The organism is Agrobacterium sp. CCNWLW155, assembly GCF_036888815.1.
GTDB classification, from domain to species: domain Bacteria; phylum Pseudomonadota; class Alphaproteobacteria; order Rhizobiales; family Rhizobiaceae; genus Agrobacterium; species Agrobacterium radiobacter.
In genome coordinates, this window is record NZ_JBAKFW010000010.1 from 72,209 (window position 1) to 96,543 (window position 24,335).

The following is a 24,335-nucleotide window of genomic DNA, read 5'->3' on the forward strand; positions in this document are numbered from 1 at the left end:
GCGGGAAGCCCCTGCGCGAGACAAGGCCGGTTTGGTGCAAACCGGCCTTGTTTTGATTGTCAGCGATGCGGCCGGATAAAATCCTCAGCCGTGATCATCGTGTCGATATGCGCCACCATGGCGGCGCGCGCCGTGGCGTAGATCTGGTGGCAGCCGGTCACCCGGAAGCCGAGTTTTTCCTGCACCCGCAGCGAAGCGGGATTATCCGCAAACACGCCGGAATGAAGGGTCACGCCCGGCATGCGGCGGAAGAACCGCTCGACCACGCCAGCCACCGCCTCGGTCATGTAACCCTTGCCCCAGTAGAAGCGGTTGAGCCAGTAGCCGAGATGCCACTCGCCGTGCCGCAATTCCACCGAGACGACGCCGATGAGGGTATCGTCGCCACTGGTAATGGCGAAATCCCAGTCGGGCAGGGTGCCTGAGGTGCGCAGGACCAACCATTCCAGCGCATCCTGCTTATGATAGGGCGCCGGAACACGAGCGAGCATCCTCGTCACAGCAAAATCGCCAAGCGATTCCGCAATGCTGCCGGCATCGGAAAGCCGCTGCGGCCGCAGCACCAGACGCCGCGTCTCGATGACGGGGCAGGGGCCGGGCGGCGCCACTGACGTAGCAGCCCGGCGGCGGGTCAGTTCGAGCGCACTCATCCCATGTCCCCCCAGCTCTTCAGCGAAACCCAGGTCTTGCGGTCCAGCCGGTACCATTCGACCGGCACCATGCCGCCGAGCGCCAGCGAACCGACCATGCCGGAACCCTGAAACTGGAAACCGCACTTCTGGATGACGCGGCGCGAAGCGATGTTGGTGACCCGGCAACGAGCATCGATCTGGTCGATTTCACGCGTGCGGAAGGCCATGTCGATCAGCGCATGCGCGGCTTCCGTCATGTAGCCCCGGTTCCAGTAGGGTTCCCCCAGCCAGTAACCGATTTCCAGCGTCTTTTCGTCTTCCTGGGGTTCGAGCGCGCAGCAGCCCAGAAACTCGCCATTGTCCATGCGGGTAATCGCATAGACGCACTTGCCAATCTCGCCAGCTTTGGAGCGTCGCACAAAATCCGCGGCGTCTTTGGCCGTGTAAGGGTGCGGCATACGCGACACCATGGTCGCGATATTGGCATTGTTGGCGAGATGGGCAAGGGCGTCGATGTCTTCTTCGTGAGGCTTGCGTAAAACCAGCCTCTGCGACAGTAAAACGGGGCAATCGCTCCTTGACCGATCGGGCCTCGGCCGCTCTTCGGGTGACCGTGATTGGTCAACCCTCAACAATTCAGCTTGCATGGTTCAGTCCCTCCATGAGGTTAAAGAAAAAGGGGAGTTGGGTGGTGCCCCATCTCCCCTGTTTTCTTGACTGAACCTGATACGTCTCAGCCGGGTCGATGGGACACCGGCTGCATATGACGCTTACCGGCTTATTCTGCGGCTTCCGCTTTCGGAGCCACGGATACAAATACGCGGCCGTTGGCCTTCGTACGGAAGTTCACGTTACCTGCGGTCAGTGCGAAAATCGTGTGGTCCTTGCCGATGCCAACATTGGCGCCCGGATGCCACTGCGTGCCGCGCTGACGCAGAATAATGTTGCCTGGAATGACAGCTTCGCCGCCGAACTTCTTTACGCCAAGGCGCTTGGATTCGGAATCGCGACCGTTACGCGAGGAACCGCCAGCTTTTTTGTGTGCCATTGGAGTTCTCCTTTAAACCTTGTTTCCCGTGTCGCGCCGATCAGGCAGCAACGATGTCCGTGATGCGGACGACAGTGTGATGCTGACGATGGCCGCGCGAACGCTTGGAGTTCTGACGACGACGCTTCTTGAAGGCGATGACCTTCTTGCCGCGATTGTGCTCGACAACTTCAGCCTTGACGATGGCGCCCTTGACAAAGGGAGCACCGAACTTGGCGTCGGCGCCTTCGCCAACAACGAGAACTTCGGTGAATTCTACAGTTGCGCCCGCCTCTGCTTCCAGCTTTTCGATGGTCAGCACGGCGTCGGCCGCTACGCGGTACTGCTTACCGCCGGTCTTGATGACTGCGAACATTTTTTATCCTTTCATGTTCGTTCCGGCTCTGCCCGCAAATGCAAGCTGGCCGTCTTTTTATCAGTCGGAATTTGGTAGAAACCCTTGGGAACAGAATGTCCCTTTGAATGTCTGCCGGTGAAGTCGCCTTTTAAGGGGCGGAATAAACGGAAGGCGCATTACGCCATCAATTTGGGTGCCGATTACGCGAGACGCCAGTTTATGTCAAGATGACGACGGCCCGAAAAGTAACTGTAACGCCAAGAATTTCATGCTTTTTCGGCGGGTGAAGCAGTCAGGTCTCGAAATTTGCCCAGCAAGTGTTTATATGGGCCTTCCAACAAGGAGCAGAAATGGCCCGCATAGACCAGACCGACGATTGGCGGGACCGCCATGCGCCGACAATTTCCGCCTTCGAGTCGCTTGCGATCGAGGCATATGGCCACCTGCCGGAAGAATTTCGCGCATTAACGAAGGATCTCATCATCGAGATCGCCGATTTTCCGACCGATGACGTGTTCGAGGACATGGCTCTCGAAACGCCTTTCGACCTTCTCGGATTATTCGAAGGACGCGGCATCTCCGAACGTTTCACCATGGAAACGGGCGAGATGGTGAACCGCATCACGCTTTATCGCCGCCCCATTCTCGACTACTGGGCCGAAAATGAGGAGACGCTGGGCGATATCATCACCCATGTCCTGATCCATGAAATCGGCCATCATTTCGGCCTGTCGGATGACGACATGGAACGGATCGAAGAAAGCGCAGACGAGGCCGCCGCCGAACGTTAAAAGACCGGCACCGAAAAACTATGGTGCCGACCCTCAAGCCACTAGTGGTCGCGTCTCATTGAAAGTGCAACCGTCTCGCTACCCACAAGACGTTTGCGCTTAATCACTTCATTAACCCGCCCCGGGTTTACGCCGTAAGAAGCTGCAATGTGGTGCTGAAACTCACCACCCCAGTACCGTAACCAAATTTCTACCGCGTCTTTTTCGGTCAATTTATAAGACTGTTGATGCATGTGATTGTCCTGTTAGGTTTTCAACCTTGGACAAACTTGACAGAAGAGTCTGTGAGCGTATTTTGCTCCGTGTATATGCTGATCCGCAAGCTTTCCAAGATATTGTGGTTTCGACACGGAGCCGAGGTTGCACCCTCGGCTTTGTCGTGCCAGCTCAGAGACCGCCCCCGAGCTCGTAAATATATGTTGGGACTCGATATTTTGAGTCAAGCTTAGGGCGATAGGCCGTATCTGTTCACTTTATGTACAACGGCAATTTCATCTCAAGACACGATGAGATTTGCAAATTTTATATTTTAAAAACATACACTTAATGTATTTTCGCGCATTTCGAACAAGGGCTGTGAATAATACGCCCTAATATTCGTTTTGTTTCAGTAACAAACAAGAAAATCGAGAGAATCAGATCGACGGACCCGAATCACTCGATTTTCTACTTCAGATCACTGCTCGCCGAGCTTGATGTCCGGGTGGTATTCCTTGCCCTCGACCACCTTGGTCACGGCCTGGCCGCAATGCATGACGCCGCTTGCGGCGTTGAAGGCATAGCTCGGCGAACCCGCGAGTTCCCAGCCCTTGTTCAGCGCCTCGGTCACCCGGTGACAGAATTTCGCGTCGTCGGGACCGGTTATGAAACGATAGACCTTCACGTCCTGTTTGCCTTTCTTTGTGCGATGATATCGGCCATGGCGACCAGCCTTTCGGCCTCAACCACATGCAGCCGCTCGATCATGCGACCGTTCATGTTGATGACGTTCAATTCCACAGATTCCGGTTTTGCGAAAGCGGCAATGATCTCGCGCGCTTCCGCGACCGCCGCCTCGTCCGGCGCGAAGCGCCCGTTGGCCGGCTCGATCTGGGCCGGGTGGATCAACATCTTGCCATCGAACCCCATGGCGCGACCCTGCTCACATTCGGCTTCGAAAGCGGCGATATCGCGAAAGTCGTTCGAGACGCTGTCGATGACGTCGAGCCCGTAGGCGCGGGCGGCAAGCACCACCTGCATCATCCACGGTACGAGATAGGTGCGTCCTGGGAGGGCCGGAACCCGCGTTTCCTTGCGCAGGTCGTTGAGCCCAATGACAAAAGCCGCAAGCCGCGCATCCGGCGTATGGGCCGCGTCAGCAATCGAGGCGGCATTCAGCACACCAAGCGGCGTTTCGATCATCGCCCAGATTTTCAGGCGCTCCGGCGCATCCGCCTCAGCCAGAAGATCGGCCACTTCATTGATATCGGCCGGCTGTTCCACCTTCGGCAAAAGAACCGCATCCGGCCGGCAGGAAAGCACGAGCTGCAAATCCGCCTTTCCATCGGGCGTCGAAAGCGGATTGATGCGGATAACGGTTTCCCGCCCGCTAAAAGGCTGCCCCAAAAACAGCTTTTCCAGATTGTCCCGCGCCTTGCCCTTCATATCGGGCGCGACGGAATCCTCCAGATCGAGGATCACCCCGTCACAATCGAGATCGCGGATTTTTTCCAGCGCCCGGACATTAATGGCCGGAACTGACAGCAGCGAACGGCGCGGTCTCACAAGAATATTTTCGGAAAAATCGACCATGCCGCACTTGTGTCAAGCTTTTGTGACATCTGCAAGCTGACAATCCACTGAATCCTCTTGCAAGCCGGAAGAAGAAGGCCCACATTCGTCTGGATAGAAAGGTTTGGATCATGCAAGGCATACGTTCGTTTTTCATCGCCGCATCCGGCATTGCAGTTCTGGCGATAGTCGCCCTTTTCACCGCGTCGCTTACGGTCGCTTTTGTCGGCGTGCTCGCGGTTCTCAGCGCTGCCCGCCTGCTTTCTGCGCGTTTGAAGCCGGCCCCCATTCCGGTCAAGCCCCGTAACCAGCGTGATATGCGCGTCTGGAACGACGGTAAGGGCACGATTATCGATCTCTGAGATCGTCTCAAATCGGCAAAAATGCCAGCGCGCCACACACGGCGTACCGAAGAACGCGGGTTTGCGCTTCTAAAGCGCTTAATTTTACGGTATTTCCCGGCTGAAAATATCCGGCAGGCCTGTCCGCGCCGGATTATGTTCAAGGGAAACACGGGAAGCGACAGATGGAAAAATTCACCAAGCTGACGGGCGTTGCCGCGCCCATGCCGGTGGTCAATATCGACACCGATATGATCATTCCGAAAGACTATCTGAAGACCATCAAGCGCACCGGCCTTGGCAAGGGCCTCTTTGCCGAGTCGCGTTATCTTGAGGATGGCTCGCCCAATCCGGATTTCGTGCTGAACAAACCCGCTTATCAGAACGCCCAGATCCTTGTCGCCGGCGACAATTTCGGTTGCGGCTCCTCACGCGAACATGCGCCATGGGCGCTTCTCGATTTCGGCATCCGCTGCGTGATCTCCACCAGCTTCGCCGACATCTTCTACAATAACTGTTTCAAGAACGGCATTCTGCCTGTCGTCGTCAGCCCCGAGAACCTCGAAAAGCTGCTGGACGATGCGTCGCGCGGATCGAACGCCGTTCTGTCGATTGATCTGGAACGCCAGGAAATCAGCGGCCCCGATGGCGGCACGATTACCTTCGAGATCGATGAGTTCAAGCGTCACTGCATGCTGAACGGGCTTGATGATATCGGCCTGACGCTCGAACATTCCAGCGCCATCGACACGTTCGAAAAGGCGAACGCCTCGGTCCGCCCCTGGGCCTGACAACATTTCCGCTCGTCAAAAAAGCCGATCCCGTACCAAACCGTACCGGATCGGCTTTTGCTTTGCTTGAAAAGCCGTTGAGGCAGAGATAAGAAGCCCACGATCCCGTCCGGCTGCGATAAGACTTTGCATCTGCAGGACGGAAACGAGTTTGACGCCGCGCTCGCCGCAACCGAAAACCCTTCGTGATGTTTTCCGGCGCGCCGCCCAAGGAGGGTTCTCATGACAGTCCGTTCGCTTTTCCTGCTGCCCGGTGACGGTATCGGCCCCGAAGCCATGGCCGAGGTCCGCAAGCTGATCGATTATATGAACAGCGCGCACAATGCCGGCTTCACTGTCTCGGAAGGCCTCGTCGGCGGCTCTGCCTACGACGCCCATGGCGTGGCTATTTCCGATGCGGATATGGAAAAGGCGCTTGCCGCCGATGCGATCCTGTTCGGCGCCGTTGGCGGCCCGAAATGGGATGGCGTGCCCTACGAGCACCGCCCGGAAGCCGGCTTGCTGCGCCTGCGCAAGGATCTCGAACTTTTCGCCAATCTGCGCCCCGCCATCTGCTACCCGGCGCTCGCTGCCGCTTCCTCGCTGAAGCCGGAGCTGGTCGAGGGTCTCGATATCCTCATCGTCCGTGAACTGACCGGCGGCGTTTATTTCGGCGAACCGAAGCAGATCATCGATCTCGGCAACGGCCAGAAGCGCGGCATCGACACGCAGATCTACGATACGTTCGAAATCGAGCGCATCGCCAGCGTCGCTTTCGAACTGGCCCGCACCCGTGACAACCGCGTCTGCTCGATGGAAAAGCGCAACGTCATGAAATCAGGCGTTTTGTGGAACCAGGTCGTCACCGAAACCCACGCCGCAAAATACAAGGACGTTCAGCTGGAACATATGCTGGCCGATGCCGGCGGCATGCAGCTGGTGCGCAAGCCCAAGCAGTTTGACGTGATCGTCACCGACAACCTCTTCGGCGACATGCTCTCCGACGTCGCCGCCATGCTCACCGGCTCGCTCGGCATGCTGCCCTCGGCCTCTCTCGGCGCACCTGACGCCAAGACCAGCAAGCGCAAGGCCATGTATGAGCCGGTCCATGGTTCGGCCCCTGACATTGCCGGCAAGGGCATCGCCAACCCCATCGCCATGATCGCGTCCTTTGCCATGTGCCTTCGCTACTCGTTCAACATGGTGGATGAGGCGACAAAGCTCGAAACCGCAATCGCAAACGTGCTCGACAAGGGCATCCGCACCGCCGACATCATGGCCGAGGGCAGCCGCCAGGTCGGCACCTCCGAAATGGGCGACGCGGTTCTCGCCGAATTCAAGGCGCTTTCGGCGTAACGCTTGACGAAACCGGCTGGGCAGGCGGCACGTTCGCCTGTCCATCTTCTTTCGGCAGAAGATGCTCATATCTTTTGTCAGTCAGCGTCTTCAGAAATGCGACAATGGCGTCCACACGCTTGTCGTCCAGCGCCGGTGCGGATGTCAGTTCCGTCATGGCGATATTTTCAGGCACTTCCGGCGCATCCCACGTCTTGCCGGTTTCCGGGTTGATCTGGCGGCTGGGTTTCTTGCTTTTGTATTTTACATAAAACAGCACCACCGTGCGCAGGTCTCTGAACACCCCGTTGTGCATGTAGGGAGCGGTAACGGCGACGTTGCGCAATGTCGGCACCTTGAACTTGCCGCGCTCAGCCGGATCGCCGGCCACAACAGGATTTTGCGCGAGCCCGAGATCGACCGCATCCGGCTTCGAGCCGTTGGCGGCTCTCACCGCCGTGTTGGCTGGAACGCCGATGTTGAAATATTTGTGGTTGGTGAAGAGGCCGTCTTCCAGCCCCTTGGCGCCGCGGATTTCGTGGCAGGTATTGCAATTGGTGAATTGCGTCGAGGAGATCAGGACCCGACCCAGCTCTTCCTGCTCGGTCAGCTTCTCCTCACCACGCAGGAAACGATCATATTTGGAATCGAAGGTGGAAAATTCATCGGAGCGCTCGAAGCTCGCCAGCGCCTTCGTCATCGCGGCATAGGCAGTGTCGTCGCTCTCAAAAACATCCTTGCCGAACTGCGTGCCGAAAGCCGCGACATAATCCGGGTTTTCCCGGAGCCGTTTGACGACCGAGGTCTTGTCCGGCATGCCCATTTCGAGGGGATTAAGCGGCGGACCGCCCGCCTGATCTTCGAGCAGAGAGGCGCGGCCATCCCAGAATTGCCCGCCGACATACTCGCCCGCCGCATTCCTGCCGAAAGGCGGCGTGAAGCGGGCATAAGCTGCAGTCGGCGCATTGCGGTCGCCCAGCGAAATCCCATCGTCGCCGAGAGAGACGTCCCGCCCGACCTTTTCGCTCTCCCGCGCATCGGAAAAACCGGCAGCCTGCATATGGCAGGTGGAACAGGCCATGGTGCGGTTCATCGAAAGGTTGGGATCGTCGAACAGCGCCGCACCCAGCTTTTCCAGCGTTGCGTAATCTTCACCGCCGTGGACGGCCGTGCCGTCGGTTCCCAAAGGGGCCAGCAAAATGGTCGCAGCGAGAGCGGCAGAGACAAAAAATCCGGGTTTCATCATCGGTAGGCACGCTCGATATGAATGCGCGAGGGCAGGTTCGGACCGGGAAATATAAAGCGGCTTTCGGTCCGGCTGCGCTTCACCGAACATGGATCACGGCAGACAACTCCGCTCTTCCATGCCCTATAAAATGATCTATAGCACTTTCCCGTTATCCAAGCCTACAAACTTTCGCAGCTTGCTCCACTTTGCCGCAGGTCCCACGGACCAAAGCCGTTAACGGTCAACCGCCTCTGGCGATGGCATGGAAAAAGGTGCCTGAGACAAATCCTCTCCTGCCGCCCGATGGCCCCAGCGGACGACCCTGCCCGTCAGCAATCTGGGCGAAGGGCTCATCGCTGCCGGCATCAGTAACCCGCGCATAATGGAATTCATGGCCGCGCAGAACATCCCCCGCCGTGCCGAGCGGGCCGCTTGCCGCAATTGTTGCCTGCCGGTAGCCTAGATTCATCTTGCGCGTCGCAAAGCTGGTGGCATGCGACAGAAGTCCGGTCATTGCGTGGGTCACCCCATCCGCATCTTCCAATGCCTCGCCGAGCACCATGTAACCACCGCACTCGCCATGCACAGGCTTTGTCGCGGCAAAGCGGGCAATACCTGCCTTGAAACCAGCCGCATCCGCAAGCTTCCCTGCAAAAAGCTCGGGATATCCGCCGGGCAGCCAGCAGATATCACAGCTGTCGTCGGGCGCCTCATCCGCGAGCGGTGAGAACGGCACGATCTCGGCCCCGGCCGCCTGCCAATGCTTCCTAAGATGCGGGTAAAGGAAGGTGAACGCCGCATCCTCCGCCAGCGCGATACGCTGACCGGGCGGTGCGATTGCCGCATCCACCGAGCCTGAAGGCACGTCCACCGGCGCGGCGAGTGAAAGCAAGGCATCGAGATCGATGGATTTTTCCATCGCATCGGCCAGTCGTTCTATATGTGCATCGATCTCCGGATGTTCGCTGGCCTGCACCAGCCCCAGATGCCTTTCGGGCAGGATGAGCGAAGGATCACGCAGCACGCAGCCGGCAACGGGAAGGCCGATTTTTTCGATCGCTTCCGTGCACAGCGTCCGATGTCTTTCGCTGCCCGCCCGGTTCAGCACAACCGCCGCCATGGTAACGGCCGGATCGTAGTGAGCAAAACCATGGGCGACGGCAGCGGCCGTCTGCGACTGACCGGACACATCCAGCACGAGCAGCACGGGAATGCCGAACAGCCGCGCCAGATCCGCCGCCGAACCCGTGCGATTTTCCGCAACCGGAATGCCGTCGAACAGGCCCATGGCGCTTTCGATAAGAACGAGTTCCGCATCTTCCGTCTGTTGCGAAAAAAGATGTCGCAGCAAGTCTGGCCGCATGGCCCAGCTATCCAGATTAAGACCCGGTGTGCCGGTGGCGAAGGTGTGGAAACCGGGATCGATGTAATCCGGCCCCGTCTTGATACCGCGCACCTTGATACCGCGTCGGGCAAAGGCCCGGAGCAGGCCGATGGTCACGCTGGTCTTGCCGGAGCCGGAGCGTGGTGCACCGATGATGATCGCCCGCGCCGTCATGAGCCGGAGACTCCAAGACGCGCCCGCATCGAAACAATCTCGCCGATAACGATCAAAGCCGGCGCTTCGAAATTCTCCCTGATTGCATCGTCAGCTATGCTTTCCAGCGTACCGATGAAAATCCGCTCCTGCGCAGTCGTTGCCGACATGATGACGGCGACGGGCGTTTCGCCGGAACGGCCGCCCTGCATCAGAAGACCGGCGATCGTGCCGATATTCTTCAGCCCCATGTAAACGACGATGGGTTCCCGTGTTTTCGCCAGCGCCAGCCAGTCAAGATCCTCTTCCGTGCCCGCTGCGTGGCCCGTGGCAAGAGTTACGGCACGGCTGATGCCGCGCATGGTGGCGGGAATACGGGCTGAAGCAAGCGCTGTGAACGACGATGTCATGCCAGGCAATATGCGAAACGGAATGCCGGCATGGACAAGCGCCTCCGCCTCTTCACCGCCACGCCCGAAAATAAAGGGATCACCGCCCTTCAGCCGCAGCACCTTTTTGCCTTGGCCGGCGAAATCGATCAGCGAAGCGGTAATGTCATCCTGCGTTGCGGAAGGCTTGCCGCCCCTTTTACCGGCAAAAACAATCTCTGCCTGCGGACCCAAAGCGACGACATCGTCGCTCACCAAAGCATCGCGCACGATGACGTCGGCCTGAGACAGCGCGAGCGCCACTTCCAGCGTCAGATAACGCACATCGCCCGGCCCTGCGCCCGCGAGCCAGACGTGACCGGCCTGGAAGACCGGACCTTTTGCGGCAATGCTGTTCAAAATCTGCGGTATCGACATTCTTCTTGGCTGCTTTTTAACGATGACGGAAAAAGCCGTCCCGGCTATAGAAATTCATATGGAAACAGATGGAAAAACCCTTCGCCGCGGCTGGACCACGGGCACCTGCGCGGCGGCCGCCACGAAGGCGGCCTGCGCTGCCCTTTTGACCGGCGAATTTCCTTACCCTGTCGAGGTCGAACTTCCAAGCGGCGCGAGGCCTGCATTTTCCCTCGCCACCGAGGAAAAGGGTGAAAACTTCGCCCGCGCCGGTGTCGTCAAGGATGCGGGTGACGATCCCGACGTAACCCATGGTGCGCTGATCGAAAGCACGGTGCGACGAGGTCAACCGGGAAGCGGCATCACCTTCAAGGCCGGCAAGGGCGTGGGCACCATCACACGGCCGGGCCTGCCCCTGCCACCGGGAGAACCCGCCATCAACCCCGTACCGCGCAAGATGATCGAAACAGCGATTCGAGAGGTGGCCGGAGAAAGTGCCGATTTCGAAGTCGAGATTTCCGTCCGCGACGGCGAGAAACTGGCGGAGAAAACCCTGAACGGCAGGCTCGGCATTGTTGGCGGCATTTCCATCCTCGGCACAACAGGCATCGTTATTCCCTTTTCCTGCTCCGCCTGGATCCACTCCATCTGGCGTGGCATTGATGTGGCGCGCGCGACCGGCTGCGCCCATGTGCTGGGCGCCACCGGCAACACCTCCGAAAAAGCCGGGCAGGCGCTTTACGATCTGCCGGAAACCGCGCTGATCGACATGGGCGATTTCATCGGCGGCATGCTGAAATACCTGCGCAGTCATCCGGTCGAGCGGGTGACGATTGCCGGCGGCGTCGCCAAGATGACCAAGCTCGCGCAGGGAATGCTCGACGTGCACTCCAAGAAGGGACTGGCCGATCTTGATGCGCTGGCGGCATTGGCGACGGAAGCCGGAGGAGACGAAAGCCTCGCCATTGCCATCCGTCAGGCCAACATGGTGGCGCACGCCTTTGAGCTGGCCGAACGCGCGGGGATAGACCTCGGTGCGGTCGTGGCGGAAAAAGCCTGGGTGACCGCAGCGGCGGCGCTGAAGACGCCCGCCATTGCGCTTGATATTCTGGTGTTCGATCGTCAGGGCACGCTCAAGGGGCGCACCGCCTCCACGCCGTCGCATCAGCCCGTCGCATCTTCTTTCGGAGATCGGAACCGCCGGACATAGTCGGTGCTATAAAGCGCGCTTTCACGAAAATCCGTCGAGGCAAGTCCACGTCCGACGAAGATCAGGGCCGTCCGCTCCACCGGTTCGGCTGCGAGCTTTCCTTCAATGTCGAACAGCGTTCCCCTGATAACCCGCTCATCCGGCCAGGAGGCGCGAACCACGATGGCAACCGGGCAATCGGAGCCGTAAAGTGGCGCCAGTTCTTCCACCACCTTGCCGATGGCATGAATGGCGAGATGAATGGCGAGCGTCGTACCCGTCGCACCGAAAGCCTTCAGTGTCTCACCGTCAGGCATCTTCGATGCACGACCGGAAATGCGGGTCAGTACAAGGCTCTGCGCCACTTCCGGCACCGTCAGTTCCCGCTGCAAAGTGGCGGCTGCAGCGGCAAAGGAGGGCACGCCGGGCGTGACGGTATAATCGAGACCCAGCCGCTCCAGACGGCGAATCTGTTCACCCATGGCGCTCCAGACGGAAAGGTCGCCGGAATGCAGCCGCGCCACATCCTTGCCGGCCTCTGCTGCAGCCACAAACTCCGCCTCGATCTCGTCAAGCGAAAGCGCTGCCGTATCGACAATACGTGCACCCGGTGGGCAGTAATCGATGAGCGCCTTCGGAACCAGTGAACCCGCATAAAGGCACACCGGGCAGGCGGCGATAAAATCGCGCCCGCGCACCGTAATGAGATCGGCGGCACCCGGACCGGCGCCGATGAAATGAACCGTCATTGTTGTTCTCCATGTTCGATGGCGCAGCCGCTATCACGTGGGGCATCGTCAGTCGTTGCGATGGCCACCGTCACATCGCCAACCACAAGACGCGGCGCGACCAGCCTTGCATTCTCTCCGGCGGCGGCAAGCGCCGCCGCTTCGCTGACACTTGGCGAGCCGGCATGATCAAGGCTGGCCTGTGAAAATGTCATTGTTTTCGAAGCGACCGCATCGAGCCGCTCCTGCGATACGATTTCCAGCGACAGCGACAAGCTTTTTGCCGCTGCCGCAAGACCGGCTTCACCGGCTTTGAGCGGCGCAGTCGCCAGGCATTCTGCGGTCATGCCAAAAGCATGCTCCGCAGCGCGCACGGCGGCCATGACAGCGTCCGCACCCGTGCCCTTGCGACAGCCTATGCCAGCCACTGTCACCATGGCTTGACCCAACTCCACTGCGTCACCGGCATTGCCGGACGCCAGCCCGACATGGAGCCGACAGCCACCACCCGCGACACATCCAGACGGATCATCGAACCGCCAAGCCGCGCATGGGCGGCAAGCAGTACCGCCTCCATTTCCAGCGTCACCGCATTGGCGACCAGCCGCCCACCCGGTTTCAGGGCCTCCATGGCCCCCTCCAGCACGCCCGTTTCACTACCGCCGCCGCCAATGAAAATCACATCCGGCTGAGGCAAGCCTTCAAAAGCTGCGGGGGCCGCGCCGATCATGACCTCAAGCCCCGGTACACCGAAAGCTTCGGCATTGCGGGCGATACGCTCCGCCCTTTCCGGATGCTGCTCTATGGCGATCGCACGAAGCGAGGGATGCGACAGCATCCATTCGATACCGATCGAACCCGAACCGGCACCGATATCCCACAACAATTCGCCCCGCCGTGGGGCAAGAGAGGAAAGTGTCACGGCGCGGATTTCGCGTTTGGTGATCTGCCCGTCATGTTCGAACAGGCTGTCATCCAGTCCCTGTGCAAAAGGCAGGATACGGGCGCCCTCAGCCGCGACGACATCAATCGCCACCACATTCAGCGGGTCGATGTCTTCAAAGGCGAAATCAGCCGCCCTGACCTGCCGCTGCTTTTCCCGCTCTCCGCCTAGGGCTTCGAGCAAAACGAATTCCGACTGACCGAAATCCAAATCGGACAACAATTCCGCAATCAAAGCCGGGGCGTGAGCATCCGAGGTAAGCGCAATGATGCGCGCACCGGCATGGAGATACGGCCGCAAGAGATCGATGGAACGGCCGTGTAGCGAAACGCATTCGACCGATTGCAGCCCCCAACCAAGCCGCGCCGCCGCCAGGGAAAAGGCGGAAGGCGAGGGATGACAAACCGTCTCATCCGCCTCGACATGCCGCAGAAGCGTGACGCCGACGCCATAAAAGAACGGATCGCCGGAGGCGAGCACACAAACCCGCTTGCCACGCAGCGCCACGACATCACTCATATCCGTGTCGAACGGCACCGGCCAGCGCCGTGCTTCACCACGAACAGCCGCAGCCGCCAGTTCCAGATGGCGTTTACCGCCGAAAACGATCTCGGCCGCCTCTATCGCCTGGATCGCGTTCCGGCCCAGCCCCGCGAGCCCATCCTCACCAATGCCGACGATGGAAAGCCACGGCTTCTCTTTCTTTTCTGTGGAAGCATCGCCCGTTCCGGAATATTCAGACGTCATGACACGCTCCATACTCATCCTTGGCGGCACGGCGGATGCCCGCATTCTGGCCGGCAGGCTGGCAGAAGACTCCGGCTACCGAATTCTGCTTTCCATGGCCGGTCGCACACTCTCGCCGGTCGAACAGCCGGTGCCGATGCGCAGTGGCGGTTTTGGCGGTGCCGTAGGTCTTGCGGATTTCATTCGCACCGGGGGTTTCGATATTCTGGTGGACGCCACGCATCCCTATGCGGCGAAGATTTCCACCAATGCCGTTGAGGCGGCGCGGCTTGCCAAGGTCCCGCTTGTGGCGCTTTCGCGTTCCGCCTGGCAGTGCCAGCCGGATGACACATGGCATGGTGTCGACAGCGTCGAGCAGGCTGTTATTGCGCTCGGCAGCGAAGGCCGGCGCGTGTTTCTGGCTTTGGGACGGCAGGAGCTGCTTCCTTTCGAAGCCGCGCCCCAGCACAGCTATCTCATCCGCAGCGTTGACCCCGTGGAGCCGCCACTGAAACTGCCGCATGCGCGCTACATCACCGCGCGTGGTCCTTTTGCGCTGGATGATGAAATCCGCATGCTGGAAGAAAACCGCATCGAGACATTGGTCTCGAAAAATTCCGGTGGCAGCGCCAGCTATGGAAAGATCGAGGCCGCAAGACGGCTCCGCCTGCCGGTCATCATGATCGAGCGGCCGCGAAAGCGAAACGACGCGTCCATGAATGATGTGACGGTGCCGGATATTGCAGCTGCGCTCACCGCCATCCAACATCAGCTCTCTCTTCTCGAAAAACGCGGCGAATAAACCAGCGGTTCTTTGCCGGATCGTTCAATCAGACGGGTTTCAACCGAACCGACGATGATGCAGGTGGCCATGTCAGCCATGTCGCTCGAGGCTTCCGAAAGAGGTATCACCCGGATACGCTCATCCGCCCGGCCTGCTGCCCGACCGAAGATCACCGGCACAGAACCGGGCAAATGCGCCCGCAACAGATCAAAAGCGGTACCGAGCTGGTGCGGACGCGCCTTGCTGACGGGATTGTAGAAAGCCATGACAAACCCTGCTTCCGCCGCCGCAATCAGCCGTTTTTCAATGATGCTCCAGGGCTTCAGATTGTCCGACAGCGAAATGGCGCAGAAATCATGGCCGAGCGGCGCGCCGGCCCTCGCAGCGACCGCCAGCATGGCGGTCACGCCGGGCACGACGGAAAAATCGACCTCGCGCCACTCGGAAGGACCGCTTTCGATCGCCTCGCAAACTGCCGCCGCCATGGCGAAAACGCCGGGATCACCACCGGACACCACGCAGACCTTGCCGCCGGAAGCCGCAAGCCGCAAAGCCTGCTCGGCGCGGGAAATCTCCTCGCGATTGTCGGACGCATGGCGACGCTGGTGCGGCCCAAGCGACAGGCGGTCGAGATAGGGAATATAACCGAAGAAATCCTCCGAGGCATCGACAGCGGCAAGCGCCTCCGGCGTCACCTGCGCCGCACTGCCGGGGCCGAGGCCGACAACGACGAGCCTGCCGGTCATGGCTTTTCACCTGCGAAGGGCCTCGTTTTCCAGCCCGGCACCAGAACCAGTGAAAAATAGGGCGCAGGCGATGCATCACGTTCGATGAGCCGCACCGCACGACTGTTGGCCATCGTGCCGCGCTCGACATAAAGCGCTTCTTCAAGCTTACCGGCCTTTTCCAGCGCCCGGCGAATCTTTGGCAGGTTGCGCCCCACCTTCATGATCACCGCACCGTCCGTGCCGGACAGACGTTCCGTCAGAACATCTTCGCCAAGCGTGCCGGGAAGGACGCTCAAAATATCATCGCCCTGCACCAGCGGCAGACCGGCCATGGACCAGCAGCCGGACATTGCCGTGATACCCGCAACGACCTCCGCCGGGTAGGACGGAGCAAGCCGCAAATGAAGGTGCATATAAGAACCGTAAAACAGCGGATCGCCTTCCGACAGCACGGCAACATTGCGTCCGGCCTCGAGATGCACGGCAATATCCTTCGCCGACTGATCGAAAAAGGCGGCGATCGCATCGCGATAATCGCTGCCGTTTTTGTCGCTTTCGACGGTTACCGGATAGACCAGCGGCATTTCCAGCGTACCGGGGCGAATGAAGGCTTCGACAATGCCACGACCGTTACCGCTACCACCCTTTTTGCAGAAGAAGGCGAGCACATCGGCATTTTCGATGGCACGAACGGCTTTCAGCGTCAGAAGTTCGGGATCACCGGGGCCGGTGCCGACGCCAACGAGTTTACCCCTGGGGTTTTCAAAAAGAGCCGCGCTCACAGGCCAGCCCTCGCAACCGCGTTGATGGCGGCAGCCGTCATCGCCGAGCCACCCATGCGTCCCTTGACGATGGCATAGGGAATGCCGAGCGAACTTGCTTCCAGCGCGTCTTTCGATTCCGCCGCACCGACAAAACCAACGGGCATGCCGATGATGGCGGCGGGGCGCGGCGCGCCTTTTTCCAGCATTTCCAGAAGATAAAACAGGGCCGTCGGCGCATTGCCGATGGCGACCAGCGCGCCATCCAGCTTCTCGGCCCAGAGATCGAGTGCGGCGGCGGAACGGGTATTACCGATCTTTTGCGCTATCTCAGGCGTGCGCGGATCGCGAAGGGTGCAGATCACATCATTATCAGCCGGAAGACGGGCACGCGTCACGCCGTGGGCCACCATTTCAGCATCACAGAGAACGGGCTTGCCGGCTCGTAGAGCACCACGTGCAGCGGCAACAAAATCCGGCGAAAATCGGAAATGGCTGGCCGCCTCCACCTGCCCGCAGGCATGGATCATGCGAATGGCGATATCCGCCTGCTCTTCGGTAAAGGCGGACAAATCCGCTTCTTCGCGAATGATGGCGAAGGAGCGCTCATAGATCGCATTGCCGTCGCGAATATAGTCATAGTCGGTCATCGGTCATCCTGTCGAAGCGCCGCACCGATCGCCTGTTTGCCCAGCCGGGCAAACAGGGTAGCGGCGTTTTCCCCGGGCTTATGTTCTTTTTCGTAAAGACGGGCAAGCCGCGAAAGCACCGTCCTCTGATGCGGGAAAGGTAAAATGCCATCCGGCACATCGCCGGGGCGGCCTGCAATAGAAAAGACCAGGCCATCGGCAGTGCCGGAAAAAGTGAGAAGCGACGGCGCGGGATGAGCGCAACCCTTACCACAGCCGGAAATATGCAGCGTGAAGGAGCCATCCAGCAATGACGCGCATTCCTCAGACGCAAAGGCGGCCAGTTCATGGGTGGGAAGAAAAGCCGAAGCGCAGCCCGGCGCGCCGGGACAGACGGCGATGGAAGAGCGCGCGTCACCTGCCGTCGTTATGAAACCGGACTCCCCTGCAATCTCCAGCAAGGCGTTGCAAGCGGATGACGATCCAAAAAATAGCAGGCTATGGTTTGGGGATGGCCGTAGAGCCTTGATGTCGAGCGTACCGGCCCGTTCGCAGAGATGAGACAAATCGCAGGCCCGGATTTGCCCGAAAGCAGGCGCGACAGCAACTGCAAAGCAGTCCTTTCCCGTCGTCATCAGTCCCAGAGGTGCAGAAGCCACCCTGGCTTCGTCCGCAATCACCCGATCGAGCAGGCGATCTCCGCAAACTGTCTTTATGGTCGAATGGTCCAGATCGCGGCCACGGGTAAGCGGTCCCTTGCCGGCCAGAAAGGCGAGCAGCGACACGACGGCGCCCGCCGCCGCGCCCGTCTCGACCAGTCCCGCATTCAGCGCCCTGCTTTCCGGCCCGCCAACGAGCAATCGCCAGAAGGTCCGACCATCAAGTGACAGTGCTTTCAGGCGAATATCGGCCAGCAAATCTCCCATGGAGAGGTGCCCGCCGCCATCAACGACGACAGACATTTTAGCGGCAAGCTTCTCATGGAGAATGAGCCTGTCAGCCCCTTTTCGAATCTCTGCGGCGAGTGGGCGGCCATCAGCGATTTCCGCGTCATCCCGACCGGCGAGAGGCGAGGTCTCAACTGCCAGTCCCTCACGCAGCGGCAAATCCAGCGCCAGAACATCTTTTTCCAGGGCGCGGGCGCTTTCCGGCGTCAGGCCGCGAAATTGCAGGCTGCCGCGCGCGGTAATGTCGATCAATCCGTTGCCATGCAGCTCGGCAAAATGGCAAAGCACCGCCATATCACGCGGGCCAATATCCGCCTCGAAAGCGATCCGCGACAAAAAACCGTCTCCGGTGCGCATTGGAACGGAGAGGGCCGGGCAGAGGCCACGGCGGCCAAAGGGCTGGACGGGATCGGCAGCGGCCATCATCACGCCTCCACCCCTTGGGGCCGCGGCATGATGAGCATTTCAAGTTCCGCATCCACAGCATTGCGGCGGCTATGCCACAACCCACGACGGCGGGCGGATAAAAACCGTTCGGCCATCACTTGCGCCGCTTTCGGATTTTCCCGCAGAATGAAATCGCGCACGTCCTCATTGCCGAAATAGGCGTCGTAAAGCGCCTCGATCAACGAGGAGGACACCGCATGTGTGGTTTCGGCAAAGCCGATCAGCCGGTCCACCGTCTCGGCGAACTCCGCCGCCCCGCGCGGACCATGCCGCATCTGGCCTGCAATGAAGCGTGGATTGACGGCGCGCGCGCGCACCACCCGCGTCAGCGCCTGCGTCATTGACCTTGCACGCGGGCGTGCCGGATCTGTGGTATCCAGCGCCACGATGTCAGCGACCCCGCCAAGCACGGCCTTCGCAGCGGAAAAGCCGCCAATGAAGGCGACATCGGAAGAACCATCGAGAAGGTCACGACCCGGATCATCGCCGGTATGAACCAGAAGCTCAGCCCGCCTGACCAGCTCCACAAAACCGGTATCTTCGAAAATCTCCAGCCCGTCCGCACCACCGAAAGCGTGGCTCGCCGCCTCGAGATAGGCCTGCCCCAGCTCCTCGCGTTCTTCCCATTTCCCGCTCGCAAGCTTTTCTTCGATGCCGGCACCATAGGTGCCGGGCGCGGAGCCGAAAATGCGCGCCGGAATATGCCCGAGCGCAACGGCCTCTTCCGCGAGAGGATTGTCGCCCGGCGCTTCCTCCCGCCGCGCAACGGCCTTGGCGGCGGCGTCGAGAAGCGCGATCAGTGCCGGAAACATATCGCGGAAAAGGCCGGATATGCGAAAGGTGACGTCGACACGCGGCCGCCCCAGGCTCGCCGGCGGCAGAACCTCGATGCCGGTGACCCGGCCGGTGGCGAGATCGTGGATCGGTCTCGCCCCCATCAGATGCAGCGCTTGGGCCACATCCTCACCGCCATTGCGCAGACTGGCGCTGCCCCACAGATCGAAAACCAGATGTTTCGGCCAGTCGCCGTGGGACTGCAGATGATGGCGCAGCACCTCTTCGCCCGCCATTTTGCCGAGCTCGAACGCCGTCGGCGTCGGCATGGTGCGCGGATCGGCGGCATAGAGATTGCGGCCCGTGGGCAGCACATCGAGCCGTCCGCGCGCAGGTGCGCCGGAGGGGCCGGGGGCGATATGCCGGCCATCAAGCGCAGCCAGTAGGGCAGCTTTTTCCGATTTGGCGCTTTCAAGCCTCAGAAGATCGGTCTCGGCTTCGGCACAGCGGCCAAAAACATGCTGGCCGTCCTTGATGGCGAAATCCTTGAGGTCGCACAGAAAGGCGTCGATGCGCGACAGGGCCGCATCGGCATCATCCTTCACACCCACGCCCGCCTCAGCTGCAAGCCCGGTCTCCAGCGCCTTTTCGACAATCAGTTTCGCCAGTCGGTCACGCCGGCGGCGATCCAGCCCATCCGCCTGCGCATATTCATCAACGAGCTGTTCCAGCGCCGACTGTTCCGGGGAAAGCCCGGCATTGACCAGCACCGGTGGAACATGGCCGATGGTCACGGCCGCGATACGCCGCTTGGCGACCGCCGCTTCGCCTGGATTGGAAACAATGAACGGATAGACTACGGGCAGCGAGCCGGTGACAATTTCGGGAAAACAATCACGGGAAAGCGCGACCGTCTTGCCCGGCAGCCATTCCAGCGTGCCGTGCGCACCCACATGCACGATGGCATGCGCATCTGCGACCCGCTGCATCCATGCACCGAAAGCGACTAACGCGTGACGCGGCGGCAGGGCAGGGTCGTGGTAATCCACCCGGCGATCCTCGTTGCGGCCCCGGTCGGGCGCGAGCGCCACGAATACTTCGCCGAAACGGGCGACACGAAACCGGAATGCACCATCAACCAATGCGTCGTCGTCGGTTGCTGCGCCCCATGTCGCATTTACGGATGCGGCAGCTATAGGTGGCAGGGCGGAAAAAAAGCTCTCATAGACGGAAAGACCAATCGTCGCTTCCTGCTTTTCGACGCGGTCGAGCAACGCCCGCGCGGTTTTAGGAATATCCTCGACCGCATAACCTGCGCCAGCGAGATCGCGCAGCATTTCGAGAACGCTTTGCGGCACATCAAGACCGACGGCATAACCGGTTCGCCCGGGCGCCGCACCGGGATAATCCGGCATCAGAATGACGATCCGGCGATCCCGTGGAGCGGCATGCCGCAGCCGCAGGAAAGCGGCGATGCGATTTGCCACCTGCTCGACGCGATCGGCCTCGGGTACATTGAGCAAACTCGCGCCACCATCCATTCGCGCCTGTTTGAACGAGATCGCACCGGCAAGAATCCGGCCATCCAGTTCCGGCAGAACGACATGCATGGCAAGATCGGAGGGATTGAGACCGCGCGCATTTTCCGCCCAGCCGTCCCGTCGCGTCGTCGCCATCACTACCTGAAACACCGGCACGCCGAGCCGGTCGAACAGTGTTTTACCCTCGTCATCCGTCTGGCTGGCGAAGGCGGTGGCGGCAATGATGGCGGCGGGTTTGAGATCTGGCAGCACCGTTTCGAGGAAACGGATCGCCTCGCAATCCTTCAGGCCGCTGACAAAAATCGGCAAGGGTGCAAAACCGCGCTGCGAGAGCGCTTCGAAGAGCGCATCCACAGGTGCAGCATCTGCCGCCAGAAGCATGGAGCGGTAAAAGAGGATCGGCAAAAGGGGCGCACCGGCGGGAAAACCCTCGCAGGCTTCCGCCCGATCCATGACGCCCCTGCCGGGTCGGTAGAAACCGGCTTTCGGCAGCGGTTCAGCCTCGATATCCGGCCATGTCTCACCATTTGCAAGGGAGGTAAGACCACCGGCAAGCCGGCCCATATTCTCCTGCCCACCCTCGCGGAAGAAGGAGAGGGCAGAGGCCAAGATCCGCCGATCGACGGTTGATGCCGCTTCAAGCTTTTCATCTCGGTCGCTGCATTCTCCCGGCAGGAGCAGCAGCCTTATTCCGCGCCTGCGCGCCAGAATGGAAAGCTGATCGACACCGTAGCGCCAGCGTTCTGCACCGCCGAGAATCCGGATAAGAATAACCTTGGCGTGTTCCGCCGTCTTTTCAATCCACAGATCGACCGACATCGGGTGCCGAAGCTCGGACAGGTTGGCGGCGGACAGGGAGGGTAGTGTACTCTCGGTTCGCCGCCAAGCCTGTTCCAGCCCGGCCAGATCGCTTGCCGAAAACGATAGCATCACCACATCCGACCGGGGCTGGTTTAGATCAACCGGCTCTATCAGGTCGTCCAGAGACGAGGATGTGGTGGCGAGAATATGCATCGTCAGGCGGCCAGCATCTGCTCGATCTTCTCGCGATTGAGGCCCTTTTCACCGATGACGACGAGACGGCTGCGGCGTTCTTCACCCGCGGCCCAGGGCCGGTCGTAATAGTGGTTGACGCGGCTGCCGACAGCCTGCACCTGCAGGCGCATCGGCTTTGCGGAAACCTCGATGAAGCCCTTGATCCGCAGGACATTTTCCGCAGCAGCCGTCTCGGCGATACGGATAGCCAGTGCTTCCGGGTCGGTGACGGCCGGCAAATCGATGACGAAGCTGTCGAAATCGTCATGCTCGTGGTCAAGCTCGCCATCATGGTGGGTGCGGCGGTTTTCGATATCCTCTTCCACCGCAAGGCCAAGACCGATCAGCACGGCGGGATCAATAGCGCCATTGGAGGCCACGACGATCTTTGCTGCCTTCGGCAGATGTTCGAGAATATGCGCCTTGGCCTTGTCCAGGCCGGCATCGTCAAGAAGATCGGCCTTGGTCAGCACAATAAGATCAGCGCAGGCGACCTGATCCTCGAAAACCTCTTCGACCGGGTCATCATGATCGAGCGCCTCGTCATTGGCGCGCTGAGCGGCTAGCGCTTCCATGTCATGCGCCACCTGCCCTTCGGCGAGGGCAGCGCCATCCACCACGGCCACGACGGCATCCACCGTCACGCGGCTCTTGATGGCCGGCCACTGGAAAGCCTGCACAAGCGGCTTCGGCAGGGCAAGGCCCGAGGTCTCGATGAGGATATGCTCCACCTTCGGCTGGCGGCTCAGAATCTGTTCGATGGCGGGCTGGAAATCATCCGCCACTGTACAGCAGATGCAGCCATTGGCCAGCTCGATGATGTTTTCTTCCGGGCAGCTTTCAATACCGCAGCCTTTCAGAATTTCGCCATCGATGCCGATATCGCCGAATTCATTGACGATGATCGCCAGCCGCTTGCCGTCAAGCTTTTCGAGAAGACCGCGCAGCAGCGTGGTTTTGCCGGCCCCCAGAAAACCGGTAACGATGGTGCAGGGAACGCGGTCCAGAAGGGTGCTCATGATCTCTCCTCGGTAAAATCGAATGGGGGAATGCGCGCCACCATGCCGCGCTTTAATGGTTCGGGGCGGCCGCGCCAGGGCATCAGGCCATCGGGGGCGGCAGCCAGCAGCCGCGCGCCGGTCAACAAATCTTCCGCGTCACCGGTCGTCAGCCCGCCGAATACATAGGACCAGCCATTGGCGCTGCGCAGCACGGCGCTGAGGCCGCGCTTGCAATTGGCAAGACAGTTGACGGAACGAACGGTGACACCCGTTTCCTCCGCCTTTGCCATGACGGCATCGGCGAGACGCGAACCGGGGCGCGGTTCGGCATTGGCGTCGGCTTCATCGCGACAGCTTCTGCAAATGAAGACGGTCACGCCGGACGCCGTTTCGTCCTGCATGTTTCCACTCGTAGAAGAAGATGTCGCTGAAATATCCAAACCGTATCGTTTCCCGCGCCTTGCAAAAAATCTCGGGGTGCGGATGTCGAAAACGGCATGCGGGAAAGCGCAAACCGGATGTTCGATCTAACCGACTGACCGGAGCACCCCGCCCGGCAGACGTTTTTCCTGAAACGGCAGGTCTCCTGGCTCGCGGCTTTACACCCTGACACCGCCTTCCCGAACCATCTTCAAGGGTCCAGTGGCTTTACGGTGCGGGCTTACCGCTTACAGTTGCGGGGGCAGCCACGGAATGACCCGGTAATCGGGTTGGAACCGTGTTCCCTCTTAGCTTCTCCCGTTGCCGGGAAAAGACCGTCAGTCCGTTACCCTTAGGCTGAACGGACGTGAGGGTCAATGCTGCGGGCCCTGCGGCGGCACATTGCCGGGTGCGGCAAATTGGGTATAGTCGCCGCTCCGAATGGCGGGGGCACCGGATCTCGCACAGCTGGATGAAAAGGAAAATGCAATGACACGCGACATCAGCGACAGCGAAGCCGAACGCCACCGGCAGAAAATGGTCAACCGCAAGACGGTGCAGGATGCCGAAGTTGCGGAAAAGACCATCGAAAAAGGTCTGCTGATGATTAATACCGGCCCGGGCAAGGGCAAATCCACCGCCGCTTTCGGCCTTGCCCTGCGCATGCTCGGCACTGGACGCAGGGTCGGCGTGGTGCAATTCATCAAGGGTGCATGGTCGACAGGAGAACAGCAGGCGCTGACCTTGTTCGGCGACAAGGTTGCCTGGCGCACCATGGGCGAGGGGTTCACCTGGGACACGCAGGATCTGAAACGCGATGTCGCAGCGGCGGCAAAGGCCTGGGAAGAAGCCAAGATCCTGATGGCCGACGAAACCATCGGCCTGCTGATCCTCGATGAGCTGAACATCGCACTCCGTTACGATTACCTGCCGCTGGAGGAGGTGGTGGAAACGCTTTCCAGCCGCAGGCCCGATCTGCATGTCATCGTTACCGGCCGCAACGCCAAGCAACCGCTCATCGACGCCGCCGACATGGTGACGGAAATGACCCTCGTCAAACATCATTTCAAGGCGGGCGTGAAGGCGCAGGCGGGGATAGAATTCTGAC

General features: G+C 60.3%; 26 protein-coding genes and 1 riboswitch. Of the genes, 7 read left to right on the forward strand and 19 right to left on the reverse strand.

What is annotated here, in order from left to right; translation table 11 throughout:
• Positions 1–59 precede the first annotated feature (59 nt).
• From V6S97_RS22975 to rplU, 4 genes are all read right to left on the reverse strand, one after another.
• The gene (locus V6S97_RS22975; protein WP_060727343.1) at positions 60–650 is read right to left on the reverse strand and encodes a GNAT family N-acetyltransferase; all 591 of its coding nucleotides are present in this window, start codon (positions 648–650) and stop codon (positions 60–62) included.
• Positions 647–1,279: a GNAT family N-acetyltransferase gene (locus V6S97_RS22980; protein ID WP_003505256.1), complete on the reverse strand. Its 633-nt coding sequence runs from the start codon at positions 1,277–1,279 to the stop codon at positions 647–649. Before V6S97_RS22980 ends, V6S97_RS22975 begins: the two co-directional genes overlap by 4 nt.
• A gap of 131 nt (positions 1,280–1,410) precedes the next feature.
• Positions 1,411–1,680 carry a 50S ribosomal protein L27 gene (gene rpmA / locus V6S97_RS22985; RefSeq protein ID WP_003492686.1) on the reverse strand — a complete coding sequence of 90 codons (270 nt, stop codon included), beginning with the start codon at positions 1,678–1,680 and terminating at the stop codon, positions 1,411–1,413.
• 40 nt (positions 1,681–1,720) lie between these two features.
• Positions 1,721–2,035: a 50S ribosomal protein L21 gene (gene rplU / locus V6S97_RS22990; RefSeq protein WP_003492690.1), complete on the reverse strand. Its 315-nt coding sequence runs from the start codon at positions 2,033–2,035 to the stop codon at positions 1,721–1,723.
• A gap of 332 nt (positions 2,036–2,367) precedes the next feature.
• Between rplU and V6S97_RS22995 the strand changes: the two genes are divergently transcribed.
• Positions 2,368–2,808 (forward strand): metallopeptidase family protein, encoded by a 441-nt coding sequence (locus V6S97_RS22995; RefSeq protein ID WP_080866490.1) that lies wholly within the window; start codon positions 2,368–2,370, stop codon positions 2,806–2,808.
• Between the two features lie 676 nt (positions 2,809–3,484).
• Here V6S97_RS22995 and V6S97_RS23000 read toward each other — a convergent pair.
• Positions 3,485–3,691, reverse strand: coding sequence for a DUF1737 domain-containing protein (locus V6S97_RS23000; protein ID WP_080866492.1), 207 nt, complete (start codon positions 3,689–3,691; stop codon positions 3,485–3,487).
• Positions 3,688–4,599, reverse strand: a complete 912-nt coding sequence (locus V6S97_RS23005) for an HpcH/HpaI aldolase/citrate lyase family protein (protein ID WP_161974152.1) — start codon at positions 4,597–4,599, stop codon at positions 3,688–3,690. Before V6S97_RS23005 ends, V6S97_RS23000 begins: the two co-directional genes overlap by 4 nt.
• Before the next feature lie 110 nt (positions 4,600–4,709).
• Here V6S97_RS23005 and V6S97_RS23010 point away from each other — a divergent pair, with 110 nt between their 5' ends.
• The 3 genes from V6S97_RS23010 (at position 4,710) to leuB (ending at position 7,045) form a co-directional block, all read left to right on the forward strand.
• Entirely contained in the window at positions 4,710–4,940 is a 231-nt protein-coding gene (locus V6S97_RS23010) for a hypothetical protein (RefSeq protein WP_003505260.1), read from the forward strand.
• A 164-nt stretch (positions 4,941–5,104) separates the two neighbouring features.
• Positions 5,105–5,710 carry a 3-isopropylmalate dehydratase small subunit gene (leuD, locus tag V6S97_RS23015; protein WP_003505261.1) on the forward strand — a complete coding sequence of 202 codons (606 nt, stop codon included), beginning with the start codon at positions 5,105–5,107 and terminating at the stop codon, positions 5,708–5,710.
• A 222-nt stretch (positions 5,711–5,932) separates the two neighbouring features.
• The gene (gene leuB, locus V6S97_RS23020) at positions 5,933–7,045 is read left to right on the forward strand and encodes a 3-isopropylmalate dehydrogenase (protein ID WP_003505262.1); all 1,113 of its coding nucleotides are present in this window, start codon (positions 5,933–5,935) and stop codon (positions 7,043–7,045) included.
• On the opposite strand, the gene V6S97_RS23025 is transcribed toward leuB, so the two are convergent.
• The 3 genes from V6S97_RS23025 to cobA all read right to left on the reverse strand — a co-directional run bounded on the left by V6S97_RS23025 (position 7,026) and on the right by cobA (position 10,595).
• A complete protein-coding gene (locus V6S97_RS23025; protein ID WP_035212854.1) occupies positions 7,026–8,270 on the reverse strand; it encodes a cytochrome-c peroxidase in 1,245 nt (414 codons plus the stop codon). The genes leuB and V6S97_RS23025 overlap by 20 nt on opposite strands.
• Before the next feature lie 223 nt (positions 8,271–8,493).
• Positions 8,494–9,810: a cobyrinate a,c-diamide synthase gene (locus V6S97_RS23030; RefSeq protein WP_003505266.1), complete on the reverse strand. Its 1,317-nt coding sequence runs from the start codon at positions 9,808–9,810 to the stop codon at positions 8,494–8,496.
• Positions 9,807–10,595, reverse strand: coding sequence for a uroporphyrinogen-III C-methyltransferase (cobA, locus tag V6S97_RS23035; protein WP_003505268.1), 789 nt, complete (start codon positions 10,593–10,595; stop codon positions 9,807–9,809). Before cobA ends, V6S97_RS23030 begins: the two co-directional genes overlap by 4 nt.
• A gap of 58 nt (positions 10,596–10,653) precedes the next feature.
• Between cobA and V6S97_RS23040 the strand changes: the two genes are divergently transcribed.
• The gene (locus V6S97_RS23040; protein WP_020809683.1) at positions 10,654–11,784 is read left to right on the forward strand and encodes a cobalt-precorrin-5B (C(1))-methyltransferase; all 1,131 of its coding nucleotides are present in this window, start codon (positions 10,654–10,656) and stop codon (positions 11,782–11,784) included.
• Here the strand turns inward: V6S97_RS23040 and cobM are convergent.
• Genes cobM through V6S97_RS23055 form a run of 3 tightly spaced genes read right to left on the reverse strand, consistent with a single transcriptional unit; the run spans position 11,739 to position 14,181 of the window.
• Positions 11,739–12,512: a precorrin-4 C(11)-methyltransferase gene (gene cobM / locus V6S97_RS23045; protein WP_107677667.1), complete on the reverse strand. Its 774-nt coding sequence runs from the start codon at positions 12,510–12,512 to the stop codon at positions 11,739–11,741. The two genes, V6S97_RS23040 and cobM, sit on opposite strands and share 46 nt — an antisense overlap.
• Positions 12,509–12,928, reverse strand: a complete 420-nt coding sequence (locus V6S97_RS23050; RefSeq protein WP_003505273.1) for a cobalamin biosynthesis protein — start codon at positions 12,926–12,928, stop codon at positions 12,509–12,511. The genes cobM and V6S97_RS23050 overlap by 4 nt, the downstream gene beginning before the upstream one ends.
• Complete coding sequence (locus V6S97_RS23055) at positions 12,922–14,181, reverse strand: bifunctional cobalt-precorrin-7 (C(5))-methyltransferase/cobalt-precorrin-6B (C(15))-methyltransferase (protein WP_060725323.1); 1,260 nt, start codon at positions 14,179–14,181, stop codon at positions 12,922–12,924. The genes V6S97_RS23050 and V6S97_RS23055 overlap by 7 nt, the downstream gene beginning before the upstream one ends.
• On the opposite strand from V6S97_RS23055, the gene V6S97_RS23060 reads away from it, so the two are divergent.
• Positions 14,180–14,962: a cobalt-precorrin-6A reductase gene (locus tag V6S97_RS23060; RefSeq protein WP_060725322.1), complete on the forward strand. Its 783-nt coding sequence runs from the start codon at positions 14,180–14,182 to the stop codon at positions 14,960–14,962. The genes V6S97_RS23055 and V6S97_RS23060 overlap by 2 nt on opposite strands.
• On the opposite strand, the gene V6S97_RS23065 is transcribed toward V6S97_RS23060, so the two are convergent.
• From V6S97_RS23065 to V6S97_RS23095, 7 genes are read right to left on the reverse strand one after another with little or no spacing between them, the layout of a single operon-like run.
• Complete coding sequence (locus V6S97_RS23065) at positions 14,929–15,690, reverse strand: precorrin-3B C(17)-methyltransferase (RefSeq protein WP_334427788.1); 762 nt, start codon at positions 15,688–15,690, stop codon at positions 14,929–14,931. The genes V6S97_RS23060 and V6S97_RS23065 overlap by 34 nt on opposite strands.
• Positions 15,687–16,454: a precorrin-2 C(20)-methyltransferase gene (locus V6S97_RS23070; RefSeq protein WP_334427789.1), complete on the reverse strand. Its 768-nt coding sequence runs from the start codon at positions 16,452–16,454 to the stop codon at positions 15,687–15,689. Before V6S97_RS23070 ends, V6S97_RS23065 begins: the two co-directional genes overlap by 4 nt.
• On the reverse strand, positions 16,451–17,083 hold the full coding sequence (locus tag V6S97_RS23075) for a precorrin-8X methylmutase (RefSeq protein WP_107677672.1): 633 nt from the start codon (positions 17,081–17,083) through the stop codon (positions 16,451–16,453). Before V6S97_RS23075 ends, V6S97_RS23070 begins: the two co-directional genes overlap by 4 nt.
• Complete coding sequence (gene cobG, locus V6S97_RS23080) at positions 17,080–18,435, reverse strand: precorrin-3B synthase (RefSeq protein ID WP_020809687.1); 1,356 nt, start codon at positions 18,433–18,435, stop codon at positions 17,080–17,082. The genes V6S97_RS23075 and cobG overlap by 4 nt, the downstream gene beginning before the upstream one ends.
• On the reverse strand, positions 18,435–21,785 hold the full coding sequence (gene cobN, locus V6S97_RS23085) for a cobaltochelatase subunit CobN (RefSeq protein ID WP_334427791.1): 3,351 nt from the start codon (positions 21,783–21,785) through the stop codon (positions 18,435–18,437). The genes cobG and cobN overlap by 1 nt, the downstream gene beginning before the upstream one ends.
• 2 nt (positions 21,786–21,787) lie before the next feature.
• Positions 21,788–22,825, reverse strand: a complete 1,038-nt coding sequence (gene cobW, locus V6S97_RS23090) for a cobalamin biosynthesis protein CobW (RefSeq protein ID WP_099085796.1) — start codon at positions 22,823–22,825, stop codon at positions 21,788–21,790.
• A complete protein-coding gene (locus tag V6S97_RS23095) occupies positions 22,822–23,208 on the reverse strand; it encodes a DUF1636 family protein (RefSeq protein WP_003505282.1) in 387 nt (128 codons plus the stop codon). The genes cobW and V6S97_RS23095 overlap by 4 nt, the downstream gene beginning before the upstream one ends.
• A gap of 158 nt (positions 23,209–23,366) precedes the next feature.
• A riboswitch (cobalamin riboswitch) is annotated at positions 23,367–23,582 on the reverse strand.
• A 134-nt stretch (positions 23,583–23,716) separates the two neighbouring features.
• On the opposite strand from V6S97_RS23095, the gene cobO reads away from it, so the two are divergent.
• A complete protein-coding gene (cobO, locus tag V6S97_RS23100; protein ID WP_080866644.1) occupies positions 23,717–24,334 on the forward strand; it encodes a cob(I)yrinic acid a,c-diamide adenosyltransferase in 618 nt (205 codons plus the stop codon).
• The last annotated feature ends 1 nt before the right edge of the window (position 24,335 follow it).

Excerpts from the sequence above, each read along its gene's own strand:
- V6S97_RS22975 (WP_060727343.1), bottom strand. The coding sequence starts at position 650 with ATGAGTGCGCTCGAACTGACCCGCCGCCGGGCTGCTACGTCAGTGGCG.
- V6S97_RS22980 (WP_003505256.1), bottom strand. The coding sequence starts at position 1,279 with ATGCAAGCTGAATTGTTGAGGGTTGACCAATCACGGTCACCCGAAGAG.
- rpmA (WP_003492686.1), bottom strand. The coding sequence starts at position 1,680 with ATGGCACACAAAAAAGCTGGCGGTTCCTCGCGTAACGGTCGCGATTCC.
- rplU (WP_003492690.1), bottom strand. The coding sequence starts at position 2,035 with ATGTTCGCAGTCATCAAGACCGGCGGTAAGCAGTACCGCGTAGCGGCC.
- V6S97_RS22995 (WP_080866490.1), top strand. The coding sequence starts at position 2,368 with ATGGCCCGCATAGACCAGACCGACGATTGGCGGGACCGCCATGCGCCG.
- V6S97_RS23005 (WP_161974152.1), bottom strand. The coding sequence starts at position 4,599 with ATGGTCGATTTTTCCGAAAATATTCTTGTGAGACCGCGCCGTTCGCTG.
- V6S97_RS23010 (WP_003505260.1), top strand. The coding sequence starts at position 4,710 with ATGCAAGGCATACGTTCGTTTTTCATCGCCGCATCCGGCATTGCAGTT.
- leuD (WP_003505261.1), top strand. The coding sequence starts at position 5,105 with ATGGAAAAATTCACCAAGCTGACGGGCGTTGCCGCGCCCATGCCGGTG.
- leuB (WP_003505262.1), top strand. The coding sequence starts at position 5,933 with ATGACAGTCCGTTCGCTTTTCCTGCTGCCCGGTGACGGTATCGGCCCC.
- V6S97_RS23025 (WP_035212854.1), bottom strand. The coding sequence starts at position 8,270 with ATGATGAAACCCGGATTTTTTGTCTCTGCCGCTCTCGCTGCGACCATT.
- V6S97_RS23030 (WP_003505266.1), bottom strand. The coding sequence starts at position 9,810 with ATGACGGCGCGGGCGATCATCATCGGTGCACCACGCTCCGGCTCCGGC.
- cobA (WP_003505268.1), bottom strand. The coding sequence starts at position 10,595 with ATGTCGATACCGCAGATTTTGAACAGCATTGCCGCAAAAGGTCCGGTC.
- V6S97_RS23040 (WP_020809683.1), top strand. The coding sequence starts at position 10,654 with ATGGAAACAGATGGAAAAACCCTTCGCCGCGGCTGGACCACGGGCACC.
- cobM (WP_107677667.1), bottom strand. The coding sequence starts at position 12,512 with ATGACGGTTCATTTCATCGGCGCCGGTCCGGGTGCCGCCGATCTCATT.
- V6S97_RS23050 (WP_003505273.1), bottom strand. The coding sequence starts at position 12,928 with ATGGTGACAGTGGCTGGCATAGGCTGTCGCAAGGGCACGGGTGCGGAC.
- V6S97_RS23060 (WP_060725322.1), top strand. The coding sequence starts at position 14,180 with ATGACACGCTCCATACTCATCCTTGGCGGCACGGCGGATGCCCGCATT.
- V6S97_RS23055 (WP_060725323.1), bottom strand. The coding sequence starts at position 14,181 with ATGACGTCTGAATATTCCGGAACGGGCGATGCTTCCACAGAAAAGAAA.
- V6S97_RS23065 (WP_334427788.1), bottom strand. The coding sequence starts at position 15,690 with ATGACCGGCAGGCTCGTCGTTGTCGGCCTCGGCCCCGGCAGTGCGGCG.
- V6S97_RS23075 (WP_107677672.1), bottom strand. The coding sequence starts at position 17,083 with ATGACCGACTATGACTATATTCGCGACGGCAATGCGATCTATGAGCGC.
- cobG (WP_020809687.1), bottom strand. The coding sequence starts at position 18,435 with ATGATGGCCGCTGCCGATCCCGTCCAGCCCTTTGGCCGCCGTGGCCTC.
- cobN (WP_334427791.1), bottom strand. The coding sequence starts at position 21,785 with ATGCATATTCTCGCCACCACATCCTCGTCTCTGGACGACCTGATAGAG.
- cobW (WP_099085796.1), bottom strand. The coding sequence starts at position 22,825 with ATGAGCACCCTTCTGGACCGCGTTCCCTGCACCATCGTTACCGGTTTT.
- V6S97_RS23095 (WP_003505282.1), bottom strand. The coding sequence starts at position 23,208 with ATGCAGGACGAAACGGCGTCCGGCGTGACCGTCTTCATTTGCAGAAGC.
- cobO (WP_080866644.1), top strand. The coding sequence starts at position 23,717 with ATGACACGCGACATCAGCGACAGCGAAGCCGAACGCCACCGGCAGAAA.